Genomic DNA, 15,056 nt, shown 5'->3' with positions numbered 1-15,056 from the left:
TCAGGCTTCTTCGAACTCGTCGTAGCCACCTTCGATGTCGTTGAGGCCGAGGCGCAGCGCGTCGGCGTGCCACAGGTAGCTGTCCGCCGGGGGAGCGGCGTCGTCGGGCCAGGTGAGGACGAACGGCACGCCCGGCTGGAGCACCGGTGCATGCAGCGGTGGCACGGCGGCGGCGATCGCGGCCCAGTCGAGGGTGAACGCGCACGGCGGGCCAGGGATTGCCGGCAGGTCCTCGGCGTCGACCGCCTCCTCCAGGTCCGCCAGCCGCGCCGCGGCGGCCGGGTCGGTGCCGGCCCGGGCCCGCAGGTCCAGGACCTGGGTGACGACCCGGACCGCGTCCAGCGACTCGAAACCCGTGGCCTCGCTGACCCGGTCGAACAGCTCCCACGGCTCGCCGTCGCGGTCGGCGCCGAGGATCGCCGTGACGGTCGCGTCGTGCCGCTCGTCGCCGGTGCGCAGGAACGGGTGCAGGTCGAACCCGCCGGCGAGGACGCCGTCCCGCACGACCCACAGGTGCAGCACCGCGCCGTACCACAGGGTGAGGTAGGCGACGGCGTCCTCGTCGTACCGGCGCTCGAACGCGGCGCGCAGCGTGCCGACGTCGCGGGCGGCGTGCACGTCGCCCTGCCGGGCACCGCCCGGACCGACCGAGAACTCCAGCAGGTAGCAGTTCACCCGGCGATCATGGCACGGCCGGGACCGTGCATCTTTCACCGCCGGCACCACGGTGACCTGCGCCCAGTGCCGCGGCGGGTTGTCCCGGGACAACCGGGCGTGCTCTCGTGGGCGCCGCCGTATCCACGGACCTGGGGAGCGACCAGCATGAAGCACCGATCATGGACCCGCCACGCCCGGACCGCGGGTGTCGTCGCCGCCGCCATCGCGCTGGTCGCGGCCGTGCTGCCCGCGTTCGCCGCGGCGGGGCAGACCCTCGCGCAGGTCGCGACCGCCCGGGGATTCCACATCGGCACCGCGGCCGGGGTCAGGAACCTCGCCTCGAGCCAGTGGCGGCAGGTCGCCGACACCCAGTTCAACTCGGTGACGATGGGCAACGAGGGCAAGTGGGACGCCACCGAACCCACCCAGGGACAGTTCGACTTCGCCGCCGCCGACGCCATCGCCGACTACGCCGCCGCGACCGGCAAGCGGCTGCGCGGGCACACCCTCGTGTGGCACAGCCAGCTGCCGGCGTGGGTGAGCACGGACCGCACCGCCGCCGCGCAACGGCAGGTGCTCATCGACCACGTGACCGCGGAGGCGTCGCACTTCGCCGGCCGCGCGGCCCAGTGGGACGTCGTGAACGAGCCGTTCAACGAGGACGGCACGCTGCGCTCGTCCGTGTGGCTCCAGCGGCTCGGCGAGTCCTACATCGCCGACGCGCTCACCGCGGCCCGCGCCGCCGACCCGGCCGCGAAACTGTTCATCAACGACTACAACGTCGAGGGCGTCAACGCCAAGAGCACCGGCCTGTACAACCTCGTGCAGCGGCTGCAGGCGGCCGGCGTCCCGATCGACGGGGTCGGGCTGCAGGCGCACCTGATCGTCGGGCAGGTCCCGTCGACGCTGCGGCAGAACATCGAACGGTTCACCGCGCTCGGCCTGAAGGTCGAGATCACCGAGCTCGACGTGCGGATCCCGCTGCCCGCCGACACCGCTGAGCTCACCCAGCAGGCGAGCGACTACCGGGCGGTCGTCGGCGCGTGCGCCGCCGTCGCCGGCTGCACCGGCGTGACCACGTGGGGTGTCGGCGAGGTCGACTCGTGGATCCCGGCGTTCTTCCCCGGCTACGGGGCGGCCCTGCTGTTCGACGAGCAGTGGCGGGCCAGGCCGGCGTACACGGCCGTGGTCGAGGCGCTCGGCGGCACCGCGACCGTCCCGGACCCGCCGGCGGTGCCGAGCCTGGTGACCGTCGCGGCGTACCCGTTCGAGACCGGCCTGGCCGGCTGGGGTTCCCGGGGGAGTGAGGTCACGACGCAGGTGACCACGGCGGCACAGGCAGTGTCCTGTCCTCCGGCCGGACCGCGACCTGGCAGGGCCCGACCCGCCCGGTCCTGGACCTGCTCAGCCCCGGGAAGCTGTACACGGTGACCGCCTGGGTGCGCACGGCGTCCGGGACGGGCACCGCCCGGCTGAGCATGCAGCGGCAGAACGACACCACCACCCGCTACGAGAACGTCAGCGCCGACACGGCGATCAGCACCACGTGGACCAGGCTCACCGGCGACTACCTGTTCCTGGCCGGGGCGACGGCGCTGTCGGTGTACCTGGAGACCACGGACACGACCGGCGACCTGTACCTCGACGACGTGACGATCTCGACGGAGGGCCCGCCGGCGTCGGCGTCCGTGTCCTCCTCCGCGTCGCGGTCCCCGTCAGTGTCCGCGTCGGCGTCCCGGTCCGTGTCGCCGTCCGTTTCGCCGTCCGCGTCGCGGTCGGTGTCGCCGTCCGCGTCGGTGTCGCCATCCGCGTCCCGGTCGGTGTCGCCGTCGGCGTCGCGGTCGCCGTCCGCGTCAGCCGGCGGCGGGGCGGCGTGCGCGGTGCGGTACACGACGAACGACTGGGGCGGCGGGTTCGTCGGCGACGTCACGGTCACCAACACCGGCGCCGCCACCGTCAACGGGTGGACGCTGCGCTGGACGTTCGCCGGTGACCAGCGGGTCAACCAGGCCTGGGGTTCGACCATCACCCAGACCGGCGGCGCGGTGAGCGCCACCAACGCCGCCTGGAACGGCACCGTCACCGCCGGCGCCTCGGTGAACTTCGGCTTCCTCGCCGGCTACACCGGCACCAACGCCCGCCCGTCCGCCTTCACCCTCAACGGCACGGCCTGCGCGCTCAGTTGAGGCGCGCCACGTAGACGGTGTTCGTCGACTGCCGGCGCTGCAGCGGGTTGTCGAACGCGACGACCTCGGCGCGGGCGTCGGCGAACACCTCGGCCAGGGTGGCGATGAAGCCGTCGTCCGGCGGGTCGTTGGACCACAGGCCGAACACGCCGCCCGGGCGCAGGTGCCCGGCGAGGCGGCGCAGCCCGGCAGCGGTGTAGAAGCCGCCGTTGCCGGGGTGCAGCAGGTGCCGCGGGGAGTGGTCGATGTCGAGCAGGACCGCGTCGAAGCGGCGGCCCGGCGCGGACGGGTCGTAGCCGTCGTCGCCGGCGGTGAGGGCGAAGAAGTCGCCGTGCACGAGCCGGCACCGCGGGTCACCGGTCAGCGCGGCGGACAGCGGCAGCAGGTCCTTGCGGTGCCAGCCGATGACGGCGTCCAGGTAGTCGACGACCAGCAGCGACTCGACCCGCGGGTCCTGCAGGGCGGCGTGCGCGGTGTACCCCAGGCCGAGCCCACCCACGACGACGTCGAGTGGACCCTCGGGCAGGCCGGCCAGGCCCAGCCGCGCGAGCTCGATCTCCGCGACGGTGAAGAGGCTGGACATGAGGTACTCGTCGCCGAGCTTCACCTCGTACACCTCGACGCCGAGGGAAGGCTCGCGCCGGCGGCGGAGACTGACCTCGCCGATCGGGGTCTGCTGCCAGTCGAGCTCTTCGATCCGCCGGGTCATCGGGGCACCGTATCGTGGCGCGGGCACCCCCGGAGGAGGAGACTGGGAACATGAGTGAATTTCCGGTCAAATTCGGCGGGTACGACCGGGCGCCGGTCGACGCCTTCGTCACGAAGACCACGGCCGCGTTGGAGTCCGGAGACCCCGCCAAGCGGGCGGAGGCACTAGCCGCCGCGAACGCCGTCAGCTTCCCGACCGCATCCTGGCGCGGCTACGACAAGGCCGCCGTCGACCACTACCTGCGCCGCATCGGCAAGGGCCGCCCGGATGACAGGAGCTGAGCTGTCCTGATTCAGCCGACGCCGACGGGCTCGCGCTCGGGGGCCGGCAGCGGCGTCCCGGGTGCGGTCCGGCGGTTGGGCAGCGCGAGGCGGAAGACCTTCGCCCACGCCGAGGCGACCTGCTTGGGCAGCGGGCCGCTGGTGTAGGTCAGCCCGTAGCGCTGGAACAGGTCCTGGATCCGCGGGGCGATCTCCTGGTAGCGGTTGCTCGGCAGGTCCGGGAACAGGTGATGCTCGATCTGGAACGACAGGTTGCCGGTCATGATGTGTATCAGCCGGCTGCCGGAGATGTTCGCGGAGCCGAGCATCTGCCGCAGGTACCACTCGCCGCGGGTCTCACCCACGATCGAGGACCGCTCGAAGGTCTCGACACCCTTCGGGAAGTGCCCGCACATGATGACGGAGTGGGTCCACAGGTTCCGGACCAGGTTCGCGGTCGCGTTGGCCGCGATCGTGTGCAGGAACGACGGGCCCGACAGCAGCGGGTGCAGCACGTAGTCCTTCGTCACCTGGCGGCCGATCTTGCGCAGCACCTGCTTCGCCCGCGCCTTGAACTGCGGGCTGCTGCGCCGCTTCTTGGTCGCGAGGTTCCTGCCCAGCTCCAGGTCGTAGGCGGCGATGCCGTATTCGAAAAAGCACGCGTTGACGAAGTTCCACACCGGCTGGCCGAGGTGGATCGGGTGCCAGCGCTGGTCCTCGTCGACCCGCATGATGCCGTAGCCGAGGTCGTTGTCGCGGCCGATCACGTTGGTGTACGTGTGGTGCAGCTCGTTGTGCGAGTGCTTCCACTGCTCCGACGGTGAGGCGTTGTCCCACTCCCACGTCGTCGAGTGGATCTTCGGGTCACGCATCCAGTCCCACTGGCCGTGCATGACGTTGTGCCCGATCTCCATGTTCTCGAGGATCTTCGCCACCGACAGGCCCGCGGTCCCGACCAGCCACGCGGGTGGCAGGATCGAGAACAGCAGCACGCCCCGGCTGCCGAGCTCCAGCCAGCGCTGCACCTTGATGACCCGCCGGATGTAGGCCGCGTCGCGTTCGCCCCGGCTGTCGATGATCTCGTCGCGGATGGCGTCGAGCTCGCGGCCGATCGCCTCAATGTCCTCGGCGGTGAGGTGGCCGACCGGGTTGACGGGCTTGCGTTGCAGCGTGGTCACGTGGGTCCTTTCGGTGGCGTTCAGGCTTCGAGCCTTGTGCTGCTCAGACGTGCCTTGTGCTGCTCTGACGAGCCTTGTGCTGCTCAGACGAGCCCTTTGCTGCTCAGACGTCGAGCCGGCAGTCGCCGGCGGCGGCGGAGACACACGTCTGGACCAGCACGTTGTCGCCTTCGGTGGCCGTGGTGAGCCGCCCGTCGCGCAGGTCGCGCACGGCACCCTCACGCAGGGGGAGCACGCAGCTGAAACAGATGCCCATCCGGCAGCCCGACGGCATCAGGACCCCGGCGGCCTCCCCGGCCTGCAGCAGCGGGGTACCGCTGCCGGCTTGTGTCGCTTTGCCGGAGCGCAGGAACGTCACGGTGCCGCCGTCGCCGGTGGCTCCCGTGATGGTCGCGGGGCGGAACCGTTCGACGTGCAGCCGGTCGGTGTGGCCGGCGTCGCTCCAGTACGCGGTGAGCTCGTCGAGCATGTCGTTCGGGCCGCAGGCCCAGGTGTGCCGCTCCGCGAGGTCCGGCACCGCTTCGTGGAGGCCGGCGGGGGACAGCCGGCCGTCGGTGCGGGTGTGCCGCTCGACCAGGCGGATCTTCCGGTCGCGGGCGAGGGCGCGCAGCTCGTCGCCGAAGATCACGTCCCGCGCGGTGGGCGCGGAGTGCACCAGCACCACGTCGCTCATGCTGTGCGACCGCAGGATGCCCATCACGGGGGTGAGGCCGCTGCCGGCAGTCACGAAGAGGATCTTCTCGGGCGCCTGGCTCGGCAGGGTGAAGTCGCCGGTGGCGCGCTCGAGGCCGAGGAGCATGCCCGGCCGGGCCTTCTCGATGAGGTGCCGGCTGACGGCGCCGCCGTCGACCGCGGTGACCGTCACGGTCAGCAGCCCGTCGGGCCGGTGGGGTGCGCTGGTCAGCGAGTACGCCCGCCACAGCCGGACCCCGTCGACGTCGACGCCGAGCCGCAGGTACTGCCCGGGCTCGTGCCGCCGCCAGCCGCGCCCGGGGCGCAGCGTGAGGGTGACCGCCCGGTCCGTCTCCGGGTGGACCGCCACGACCTTGGCCCGCAGCACCTCACGGTTGCGCAGCGGCGCGACCACGTCGAGGTAGTCGGCCGGCACGAGCGGAGTCGTCAGGAGCTCGACGACCCGCCAGGCACCGGCGCGGAGGGCTTGGGTAGCGGGCATACATCCAGCATGATGGAGTCTGGAGCATAAAATCATGACCGGGCCGCGTGAATCGAGGCGTGATTCTTGTTCGCTGAAGACAAAACAAGCGCGCTGGACGCCTTCCGCCTCACCGCCGGCGCCGCCGAGTCGCTGCGCCACGCCCTGCCGGACGTCGCCGGCCACGCGGTCGCCGCGATCGTCGTCGAGGTGCCAGCCTATGCCGGCGCCCTCACCGGCGAGATGGGCACCAAGATCGAGCTTGCCGTCCGCGCCGCGCTCGGCGGCTTCCTCAACCTTGCCTCACGCAAGGCCGGCCCCTCACCCCTGGCATCGTCCCTGGAGGGCGCGTACGCCCTCGGCCGGGGAGAGGCGCGCGCCGGCCGCAGCCTCGACGCGCTGCTCGCCGCCTACCGGGTCGGCGCCAGGGTCGCCTGGCGCGAACTGGCGGCCGTCACCGTCGCCGCCGGGATGGCGGCGCCGGCCCTCGCCCGTTTCGCCGAGCTGACCTTCGCCTACATCGACGAGCTGTCCGCGGCGAGCGTCACCGGCCACGCCGACGAGCTCGCGACCTCCGGCCGGGCCCGCCGCCGCGCCCTGGACCGGCTCGCCCAGAGCCTCCTGGCCGGCGAGCCCGCCCAGGCCGTCGCCGCGGCCGCGGTCGCCGCCGAGGTCGCCGACTGGGCCACGCCGCAGACGTTCACCGCGGTCCTGCTCCCCGACCGGGCCGCCCGGCCCGTCCTCGACCTGCTCGACCCGCGGACGCTGCAGACCACCGTCGAGCACCTGCGCGACACGTCGGTGCTGCTGGTGCCCGACGCCCACGGCGTGGCCCGCGGCCACCTGCTGCGGATGGTCGCGGGCCACGGCGCAGTCACCGGCCCACCGGTGGCGTGGTCCCTGGCCAGGCACTCCTTCGACCGGGCCGTCCGCGTGTCACGGCTGTTCCCCGACGGCGCGTCGGTGGACACCGAGGAGCACCTGGTCGAGCTGGTCGTCACCGCCGACGCCCGGGCCCTGGCCGACCTGCGGGCGCAGGCCCTGGCGCCGCTGGCCGGCGAGCGGGCCTCCACCGTCGCGAAACTGGTGGAGACCCTGCGCAGCTGGCTGTTGCACCAGGGCCGGCGGGAAGAGGTGGCAGCCGAGCTCTTCGTCCATCCGCAGACCGTGCGTTACCGGGTGGCGAAGCTACGCGAGCTGTACGGCGACCGCCTCCGCGACCCGGAGTGGCTGTTGCTGCTGACCGTCGCGCTCAGTGTCGGCACCGCCACTGACTGACGCTGTCGAGACGGCCCAGCGACCTGAGACCATAAGTCAGACTACGGTGGTCCTGAGGCCAGACCGCCGAGACACTACGGTGGGTGATGAGGCGGATAGGTAATTTGGTCGGATGGTGTACGGTGCTATGCAGCAGGTCGCCGTCACCGGGCCTCTCCGATGTGCCGCCTCCGCTCAGCGTCGCCGGTGCCGCTCAGTGTTGCGGTGCCGCTTCGCCCTCCGCTCGGCGTTGCCGTGTCGCCCTCCGCGTCGCGGTGTCGCTCTGCGTTGCGGTGCTGCCTCCGCTCAGCGCTCAGCGTCGCGGATGTCGGCCGGTGAGGGGCCGTCTCCGCTCAGCGTCGCGGGTGCCGGTCACCGCTGCGGGTGCCAGCCGGTGAGGTACGCGTCGATGGTGGCGCCGGCCGCCTGGTCCGCGGTCAGCTGGGGCCGGTCGGCGGTGACCGCCGCGCCGGGGCCACGGTTGTGGAACTCGCCGTACCGGGCGTCCCGCCACGACCAGGTGCCGAAGTCGGTCCACGGCGCGGCGCCGATGTGGGCGCCGATCGTCGAGTCGCGGATCACCGTCTGCGCGATCGCGTTCGGGTCGTTGCTCGGGTGCCAGGGGCGGCCGAGGAAGACCGTGCCGGCGGGTGCGTCGCTGGTCAGCTTGCTGCCGACGATGAGGAAGCCGTAGGGGTTGGCGATCGAGGTGCTCGCCGCGGTCACGTAGCCGTTGTTGGTGGCTGACCCGCGGTTGAGTGAGCGGATCTCGCAGCGGTCGAAGACGGCCGTGGCGCGGCCGAAGATGAAGTCCACGTCGCCCTCGACGTAGCACTTGCGGAAGTAGACGCGGCTGACGGTCGCGGCGTCCGGGCTGTTCACGTACAGGGTGTCCTGGTTGCCGAGGAACCGGACGTTGTCGAAGACGAGCTGGTCGGCCCGGGTGAGCACGGCGACCGCCTGCTTCGAGGTGATCTCGGGGTGGGCGGCCTCGTCGAAGTCGTTGGCGAAGGTCAGGTTGCGGGCGTAGAAGTCGTCGCCGGAGATGGTGACCGACGCGCTGCCGGACGTGCCCCAGGTGCCGCCCTCGGGCTTCGGGGTGCCGTTGGCGCGGTTGTCGGTGATCACGACCTGGGTGGGGTCGGCGCCCTGGCCGCGCAGCACGATGTGCGGCTTGTCCGCGGGGATGATCACCTGCCCGCGGTAGACGCCGGGCTTGAGCTTGATGGTGAACGGGCCGGGGTTGCCCGACGGCACGGCGTCGACGGCGGCCTGGACGCTGGTGAAGTCGCCCGAGCCGTCGGCGGCGACGGTCACGTACGGGCCCGGCCAGGCGGCGGCGGGCAGGACGGCGGTCCCGGTGGCGGCGGCGGTGCCGGCGGCCGCGCACAGCACGGCGGTGAGGAGAAATCGGCGGGAGCTCATCCATCGAGCTTTGCAAACCTTTGCAGCCCCGCGCAAGGTCTCCAGACGCAGGAATGCGCTTTCATAAGGGGTTTTCACGGACTGGCGGCGGTGTCATAGCATCGGGCGACGGTCCGCCGCGGGATTACCCGTCGGTAGGAACTCGGCTTCAGACTTGCCTGGCATTCACCGATGCCAATGTGAGGGAGCCCGCCATGCCCCACCTCAAACGGCTGATCCTGCTCGCTGTCACGGTTCTCGCCGTGACGGTCGGCGGCCAGGTCACCCCCGCGCTCGCCGCCAACCCGTACGAGCGCGGACCCGCGCCGACGGTCGCCTCGATCGAGGCCACCCGCGGCTCGTTCGCCGTCGCGCAGGTCACCGTCGCCCGCGGCAGCGTCACCGGCTTCGGGGGCGGCACCATCTACTACCCGACCAGCACCACGGCCGGTACCTTCGGCGCCGTCGCAATCTCGCCCGGCTATACCGCGTCACAGTCCAGCGTCGCGTGGCTCGGTCCACGGCTCGCCTCGCAGGGCTTCGTCATCATCACCATCGACACCCTGTCCACGCTGGACCAGCCGGCCAGCCGCGGCCGGCAGCTCCTGGCCGCCCTGGACTACCTGACCGCCAGCAGCTCGGTGCGCACCCGCATCGACGCGACCCGGCTCGGCGTCATGGGGCACTCGATGGGCGGCGGTGGCAGCCTCGCCGCCGCGAGCACCCGGCCGGCCCTGCAGGCGGCGATCCCGCTCACCCCGTGGAACACCACCAAGACCTGGTCGTCGGTGAGCGTGCCGACCCTCATCATCGGCGCCGAGAACGACAGTGTCGCGCCCGTCGCCTCGCACGCCGAGCCGTTCTACACCAGCCTGCCGGCCAGCCTCGACAAGGCGTACCTGGAGCTGAACAACGCCTCGCACTCGGCGCCCACGTCCAGCAACGTGACGGTCGCGAAGTACAGCATCTCGTGGCTCAAGCGGTTCATCGACAACGACACCCGCTACGAGCAGTTCCTGTGCCCGAAGCCGTCGGGCTCCGCGATCCAGGAGTACCGCGACACCTGCCCGCACTCCGGCTGAGCGCGGTTCCTGTCCGTCAGTACATCGACAAGGGCCGAGGGGGGTCCGAGTGACGACCCGCCGGGAGGGGGGAAACATTCCCGGCGGGTCCCCCGCTCAAGTGCCGGGGCGGCGGTCACCCGCCGCCCCGGCGAATCGGCCACGGCGGCGTGACCGCCGCCCCGGCCCATCCACTACGGCAGCGTGACCCCCGCCGCCCCGGCAAGTCCGCCACGGCGGCGTGACCGCCGCCCCGGCGCCGGTGACTACGGCAGCGTGACCCGCTGCGCGTTGGTGCCGTTGCAGTCCCAGATCGTCAGCTGGGTGCCGTCGGTGGTGCTGCCCGCGGGGTCGTCCAGGCAACGGCCGGACTGCGGGTTGCGCAACGCCTGGCTCGCGGCCACGTAGGTCCACTGCTGCGCGCCCGTGCCGTTGCAGTCCCACAGCTGCAGCTTGGTCGAGTTGGCCGTGCCGCTGGAGGTGACGTCCAGGCACTTGCCGAGCGCGCGGACGGTGCCGTCGCCGGGCAGGTTCCACCGCTGGGCAGTGGTGCCGTTGCAGGACCAGATCTGGACCTTGGTGCCGTTGGCGGTGGCGCCCGCGTTGACGTCGACGCACTTGCCGACACCGATCATCGTGAGCGCGCCGGTGGCCCCGCCCCCGCCGCCTCCGCTGGCGATCAGGAAGCGGTTGTTGGCGGTGTTCCAGTGTGTCGCCAGGTACGAGCCGGCCGGCGGGTTGGTGTTGAAGTAGTCGTTCTTGTTGCAGTCCAGGCGGTTGTCCTGGGCCTGGTCGGCGCAGACGATCCGCAGCACCGTGCCCGGCCCGTCGTTGTAGCACATGATGTCGTAGTCGTCGGTGCAGTGGCCGTACGCCGTGTGGTTCGGCGACGAGCTCATCACCGCGCCCATGGCGTGGGTGAGCTCGTGTGCGGCCGGGCCCGCCGACCAGCAGCCGGAGTCGACCCGGCTGAAGGACGCGCCGGAGTTGTTGGCGTTGTTCTGCCCCGGCTGGTCGTCCAGCGTCACGTACGCGACGCCGCACAGCGCGGTCGCGTCGACGTACATCAGGTACTTGCGGTCGGTGCGGTTGTAGCCGAGCGCCTTGATCGCGTTGACGGAGTTGCCGAAGTCGCTCAGGGCGCTGTTGGCGATCGCCACGTTCGACACCGCGATGTTGCAGCCGCTGTCGGTGACGAACCGGATGTGCCGGGTGCCGCCGGTCTGCGCGGCCGAGGCGCTGTAGATGTCGTCGACCGCGGAGGACCAGGTACGGATCGAGGCCAGGTACTGGTTGTACCGGTCGGCGTTGCCGGAGCCGCGCACGTACAGGACCTGGACGCGGTTGCCGGACTGCCCGTCGCCGTCGCAGACGACGCTGAGCGGGTTGACGGCGAGCCCCGTCAGCGGCGGCACCGGCTTCGTCACGTCGAGGCCGGGGAACGGCGCGTCGGGCCCGTGTGTGCAGGCGCCGGGGACGGCCTTGACCTCGAGGAGGCCGGCGCAGCGGCCGGCGCCGGGCTTGAACCCGCCGTAGACGAGACCCCGTGCGGGGTCGTCGGCGGGCACGGCCGCGGCCGAGGAGGCGGCGACGGCGGACGGTGCGCTCAGACCCGCCACGGCCAGCGCGAACGCGGCGGCGGCGAGCAGGAGACGGCGTGGATGGGGGACGTGGTGGTTCATGGACCCTCCCGGTGGCGGCCGGATGGTGACATCGTTGTCACCTGGTCCCGCCAGTGTCGTCCCGACCATGACATTGGTCAATGCGTGAAGCTCGCGGCGCGTCCAGGGGTAGGGGTTTCCCCACCACGCAGGAGCAAGGTCCGCCGTGTGTTGCCGCGGCGCCGCCTCGGACAGGCTCGACCTCATGAGAAACGACGCGGTCGTCGAGGTGCTCGACGTGACGAAGACCTATCCCGGCGGAGGCGGCGCCCGCGCCCTGGACGGGGTGTCGGTGGCGTTCGCGGCCGGATCGTTCTGCGCGGTGATGGGACCGTCGGGATCGGGCAAGTCGACCCTGCTGCACTGCGCCGCCGGCCTCGACCGGCCCGACAGCGGACAGGTCAGGCTCGCCGGTCAGGAGATCGGCGCGCTGCGGGAGCCGCGGCTGACCCAGGTCCGGCGCAAACGGGTCGGCTTCGTCTTCCAGAGCTACACCTGATGGACTCCCTCTCCGTGTGGCACAACGTGCTCCTGCCGCAGCGGTTGGCAGGTGTACGACCAGATCGTGGCTGGGCGAAGGACGTCATCCGACGGGTCGGGCTGGCGGGGCGTGAAGACGACCGGCCGGCCCAACTGTCCGGTGGGCAACGCCAGCGGGTCGCCCTCGCCCGGGCCCTCGCCGGCCGTCCCGAGGTCATCTTCGCCGACGAGCCGACCGGTGCCCTGGACCTGGCCACCGGCCGGGAGGTCCTGGCCCTGCTGCGGGAGGCGGTCGACGGGCTCGGCGCCACCATCGTCATGGTGACCCACGACCCGGCCGCCGCCGCGTGGGCGGACCGGGTCGTCTTCCTCGCCGACGGTCACGTCGCCGGCGAGCTGGCCGACCCGACCGCGGACCGCGTCGCGGCGCGCATGGCGGCGGTGAGCGCCCGATGATCCGCCTCGCCCTCGGCACCCTGCGCCGGCACCGCGGCGCGTACGCCGGCACGTTCCTCGCCGCGCTGCTCGCCGTCGCGCTGCTGTCCAGCGGCGGGCTGCTGCTCGCGTCGGTCCTCACGGCACGGCCACCGGCGGACCGGTTCGCCGCCGCCGCGGTCGTCGTCTCCGGCGAGCGGGCCGTCACCGTCGAGACCGTCACCCACAAACGGAAGAAGGACAAGGACAAGGTCAAACGGAAGGTCAAGACGGAACGGCTCACCGGCGCCGGCACCCTGCCCGCCGACCTCGCCGCCCGGCTCGCGGGCCTGCCGGGCGTCGCGTCGGTGGTGCCGGACCTCGCGTTCCCCCTCGAGGTGACCGCGGCCGGCCGTCCGCTGCGCGGCGCCGACGGCGCCCCCGTCGTCGGCCACGGCTGGGCGTCGGCGGCGCTCACCCCGTACACCCTGCGCACCGGGAACCCGCCGGGCGTTGGTGAGGCGGTCCTCGACGCGGACCTCGCCGGCCGCGCCGGGCTCACCACCGGCGCCGAGGTCGCCGTCACCAGCCGCACCGGCGTGCGGACCCTGCGCATCTCCGGGATCGCCGCCCCCGCCGGCCGCGACGGGCTGGCCGCGCAGGGGGCGCTGTTCGTCGCCGACGACGCCGCCGCCGCGCTGTCAGGCCTGGACGGGCCCACGGCGATCGGGATCCTCGCCGCGCCCGGCGCCGGCGACCTACGCGCCGCCGTCGAACAGGTCGTCGCCGGTGCCGTCCCGGCCGCCGGCAGCACCGCTGGCGGGGGCACCCTCACCGGCGCGGTCACGGTCCTCACCGGCGACGAACGGGTCCGTGCCGACCTGCCGGGCGCGCTGCCGAACTACATCGCGCCGATCTCGATCTTCGGGTTCCTCATCGGCATCACCGCGTTCGCCGCCGTGTTCGTGCTCACCGGCACCGTCACCCTCGGCGTCCGGCAGCGGCTGCGGGAGCTCGCCCTGCTGCGGACCGCCGGCGCCACCCCCGGGCAGCTGCGCCGCCTGCTGACCGTGGAGAGCCTGCTGCTCGCCGGGTCCGCGGCGATTCCCGGCGCGCCGCTCGGCATCGTGATCGCCGAGGCCGTCGCGGCCCGGTTCCGCCGGCTCGGCGCCGTCCCACCGCAGTTCACCGTCCAGGTCAACGCCCTGGTCCTCATCGCCGCCGCGGCGGCCGGGCTGCTGGTCACCGCCGCCGCGGCCCGCATCGCCGGGCGCCGCGCGGCCCGCATCGCACCGACGCAGGCGCTCACCGAGACCGCCGTCCAACCCGCCGGCGGCTGGTTCACCAGGGTCCTGGCCGCCGTCGTGACGGCCGGTGGCGCTATCGCCGTGCTCACGTTCGTGCCGCTCGGCGGGCCGTTCGGGATGGGCATGAGCTTCGTGTCCTGCGCGCTGCTGCTGTGCGCCGTCACCGCGCTCGGCCCGTACGCCGTGCGTCCCCTCATCGCCGTCGTGTCGCGCCTGCCCGGCACCGGCCCGGTCGGGCGGCTCGCGGGGCAGGTCAGCAGGGCCGAACCACGCCGCGTCGCGGCCGTCGCCGTGCCGCTCGTGCTGATGTTCGCGATCAACGCCACGATGCTGCTCAACAGCCGGATGCTCACCGACGTCACCGCCGCCGAGCAGGCCGCCCGGACCGCACCGGCCACCGCCCAGGTGACCGCGCCGCAAGGACTCTCCCTCACCACCGCCGCGACGGTCATGGCGGTCGGCGGCGTCACCGGCGCCACGGCGAACCTGCCGACCCGGGTCGTGGTCGTCGCCGGCGGCAAGCCCGAGGACCACCCCGCGCAGGGGCTGCTCACCACCGGCTCGCAGACCGCGCTCGACCTGGGCTTCAGCGCCGGAGACGCCGGCGTCGTCGGTGCGGGGGGCGGCTTCGCCGCCAGCCGGTACCTCGCCGGGCTGTACCACTGGAGCGTCGGGCAGGACGTCGACCTCTGGCTCGCCGACGGCCACCGCGTCCGGCTGCGCCTCACCGGCATCTACGAACGGTCCCGCGGCTTCGGCGACGCGGTCCTGCCCGCCACCCTCGTCGCCGCCCACGACCCGCGCGGCCTCGTGCGAGGCATCGCCGTGCGGTACGACGACGGCACCGCCGAACGGATCCGCGCCGCCGTGCCCGGCGTCCTCGTCACCCCCACGACCGGCGCGGCCGCGGCCGGCGACGCGCAGGACCAGCAGGGCGCCTGGGAACTCATGGTCGCCGTGTCGCTCGGGTTCACCGCGATCGCCATCCTCAACACGTTCGCGATCGCCACCGCCGGCCGGCGCCGCGAATTCGCCGGCCTGCGGCTCGCCGGCGCCACCACCGGGCAGCTGCACCGGCTCGCCGCCCGGGAAGCGCTCATCGCCGTCACCGTCGGGCTCGCCCTCGGCGCGCTCGTCACCGGGATCGTCGTCGGCACGTTCAGCGTCGCCCAGGACGGCGCGTTCCGGGTGATCGTCGACCCGGCCACCTACGCGGCGATGGCCCTCGGCGTCGCCGCGCTCGGCCTGCTCGCCGGCGTCCTCCCGGCCCGGGTGCTGCTGCGCCGCCGGGACCTGCCGGCCCTCACCGACGACCAGTGAAGGCCGACG

Annotated in this window: 12 protein-coding genes and 1 pseudogene; 7 read left to right on the top strand and 6 right to left on the bottom strand. The window is 72.9% G+C overall.

Annotated features, from left to right (window positions below; translation table 11 throughout):
* Entirely contained in the window at window positions 1-675 is a 675-nt protein-coding gene (locus tag AB0K00_RS40765; RefSeq protein WP_363532571.1) for a hypothetical protein, read from the bottom strand.
* Window positions 676-822: 147 nt separating this feature from the next.
* On the opposite strand from AB0K00_RS40765, the gene AB0K00_RS40760 reads away from it, so the two are divergent.
* Together AB0K00_RS40760 and AB0K00_RS40755 are read left to right on the top strand one after the other, a co-directional pair.
* Entirely contained in the window at window positions 823-2,088 is a 1,266-nt protein-coding gene (locus AB0K00_RS40760; protein WP_363532568.1) for an endo-1,4-beta-xylanase, read from the top strand.
* Window positions 2,004-2,843 (top strand): cellulose binding domain-containing protein, encoded by an 840-nt coding sequence (locus tag AB0K00_RS40755; protein ID WP_363532657.1) that lies wholly within the window; start codon window positions 2,004-2,006, stop codon window positions 2,841-2,843. The genes AB0K00_RS40760 and AB0K00_RS40755 overlap by 85 nt, the downstream gene beginning before the upstream one ends.
* Here the strand turns inward: AB0K00_RS40755 and AB0K00_RS40750 are convergent.
* Complete coding sequence (locus tag AB0K00_RS40750) at window positions 2,836-3,552, bottom strand: spermidine synthase (protein ID WP_363532566.1); 717 nt, start codon at window positions 3,550-3,552, stop codon at window positions 2,836-2,838. The two genes, AB0K00_RS40755 and AB0K00_RS40750, sit on opposite strands and share 8 nt — an antisense overlap.
* Before the next feature lie 50 nt (window positions 3,553-3,602).
* Here AB0K00_RS40750 and AB0K00_RS40745 point away from each other — a divergent pair, with 50 nt between their 5' ends.
* The gene (locus tag AB0K00_RS40745) at window positions 3,603-3,833 is read left to right on the top strand and encodes a DivIVA domain-containing protein (protein WP_363532563.1); all 231 of its coding nucleotides are present in this window, start codon (window positions 3,603-3,605) and stop codon (window positions 3,831-3,833) included.
* Window positions 3,834-3,844: 11 nt separating this feature from the next.
* Here the strand turns inward: AB0K00_RS40745 and AB0K00_RS40740 are convergent, their stop codons facing one another.
* Together AB0K00_RS40740 and AB0K00_RS40735 are read right to left on the bottom strand one after the other, a co-directional pair.
* Entirely contained in the window at window positions 3,845-4,990 is a 1,146-nt protein-coding gene (locus AB0K00_RS40740) for an acyl-CoA desaturase (protein ID WP_363532560.1), read from the bottom strand.
* A 103-nt stretch (window positions 4,991-5,093) separates the two neighbouring features.
* Window positions 5,094-6,164: a ferredoxin reductase gene (locus AB0K00_RS40735; RefSeq protein ID WP_363532557.1), complete on the bottom strand. Its 1,071-nt coding sequence runs from the start codon at window positions 6,162-6,164 to the stop codon at window positions 5,094-5,096.
* A gap of 66 nt (window positions 6,165-6,230) precedes the next feature.
* Here AB0K00_RS40735 and AB0K00_RS40730 point away from each other — a divergent pair, with 66 nt between their 5' ends.
* Complete coding sequence (locus tag AB0K00_RS40730) at window positions 6,231-7,421, top strand: helix-turn-helix domain-containing protein (RefSeq protein ID WP_363532554.1); 1,191 nt, start codon at window positions 6,231-6,233, stop codon at window positions 7,419-7,421.
* Between the two features lie 351 nt (window positions 7,422-7,772).
* Here AB0K00_RS40730 and AB0K00_RS40725 read toward each other — a convergent pair whose 3' ends face one another.
* Window positions 7,773-8,825, bottom strand: coding sequence for a pectinesterase family protein (locus tag AB0K00_RS40725; RefSeq protein ID WP_363532551.1), 1,053 nt, complete (start codon window positions 8,823-8,825; stop codon window positions 7,773-7,775).
* Window positions 8,826-9,019: 194 nt separating this feature from the next.
* Here AB0K00_RS40725 and AB0K00_RS40720 point away from each other — a divergent pair, with 194 nt between their 5' ends.
* Window positions 9,020-9,886, top strand: a complete 867-nt coding sequence (locus tag AB0K00_RS40720) for a dienelactone hydrolase family protein (protein ID WP_363532548.1) — start codon at window positions 9,020-9,022, stop codon at window positions 9,884-9,886.
* A 245-nt stretch (window positions 9,887-10,131) separates the two neighbouring features.
* On the opposite strand, the gene AB0K00_RS40715 is transcribed toward AB0K00_RS40720, so the two are convergent.
* Window positions 10,132-11,547 carry a ricin-type beta-trefoil lectin domain protein gene (locus AB0K00_RS40715; RefSeq protein ID WP_363532545.1) on the bottom strand — a complete coding sequence of 472 codons (1,416 nt, stop codon included), beginning with the start codon at window positions 11,545-11,547 and terminating at the stop codon, window positions 10,132-10,134.
* Window positions 11,548-11,731: 184 nt separating this feature from the next.
* On the opposite strand from AB0K00_RS40715, the pseudogene AB0K00_RS40710 reads away from it, so the two are divergent.
* Window positions 11,732-12,462: pseudogene (locus AB0K00_RS40710) on the top strand (ABC transporter ATP-binding protein).
* Window positions 12,459-15,047 carry an ABC transporter permease gene (locus tag AB0K00_RS40705; protein ID WP_363532542.1) on the top strand — a complete coding sequence of 863 codons (2,589 nt, stop codon included), beginning with the start codon at window positions 12,459-12,461 and terminating at the stop codon, window positions 15,045-15,047. The pseudogene AB0K00_RS40710 and the gene AB0K00_RS40705 overlap by 4 nt, the downstream one beginning before the upstream one ends.
* The last annotated feature ends 9 nt before the right edge of the window (window positions 15,048-15,056 follow it).

The organism is Dactylosporangium sp. NPDC049525, assembly GCF_040676755.1.
In the GTDB taxonomy this organism is placed as follows: domain Bacteria; phylum Actinomycetota; class Actinomycetes; order Mycobacteriales; family Micromonosporaceae; genus Dactylosporangium.
The sequence above is the reverse complement of the archived record's forward strand: the minus strand, read 5'-3'. Positions and strand labels throughout refer to the sequence as shown.

Bases quoted from the DNA above. Each gene is read 5' to 3' on its own strand.
- AB0K00_RS40720 (WP_363532548.1), top strand. From the start codon at position 9,020: ATGCCCCACCTCAAACGGCTGATCCTGCTCGCTGTCACGGTTCTCGCC.
- AB0K00_RS40735 (WP_363532557.1), bottom strand. From the start codon at position 6,164: ATGCCCGCTACCCAAGCCCTCCGCGCCGGTGCCTGGCGGGTCGTCGAG.
- AB0K00_RS40760 (WP_363532568.1), top strand. From the start codon at position 823: ATGAAGCACCGATCATGGACCCGCCACGCCCGGACCGCGGGTGTCGTC.
- AB0K00_RS40705 (WP_363532542.1), top strand. From the start codon at position 12,459: ATGATCCGCCTCGCCCTCGGCACCCTGCGCCGGCACCGCGGCGCGTAC.
- AB0K00_RS40715 (WP_363532545.1), bottom strand. From the start codon at position 11,547: ATGAACCACCACGTCCCCCATCCACGCCGTCTCCTGCTCGCCGCCGCC.
- AB0K00_RS40725 (WP_363532551.1), bottom strand. From the start codon at position 8,825: ATGAGCTCCCGCCGATTTCTCCTCACCGCCGTGCTGTGCGCGGCCGCC.
- AB0K00_RS40745 (WP_363532563.1), top strand. From the start codon at position 3,603: ATGAGTGAATTTCCGGTCAAATTCGGCGGGTACGACCGGGCGCCGGTC.
- AB0K00_RS40750 (WP_363532566.1), bottom strand. From the start codon at position 3,552: ATGACCCGGCGGATCGAAGAGCTCGACTGGCAGCAGACCCCGATCGGC.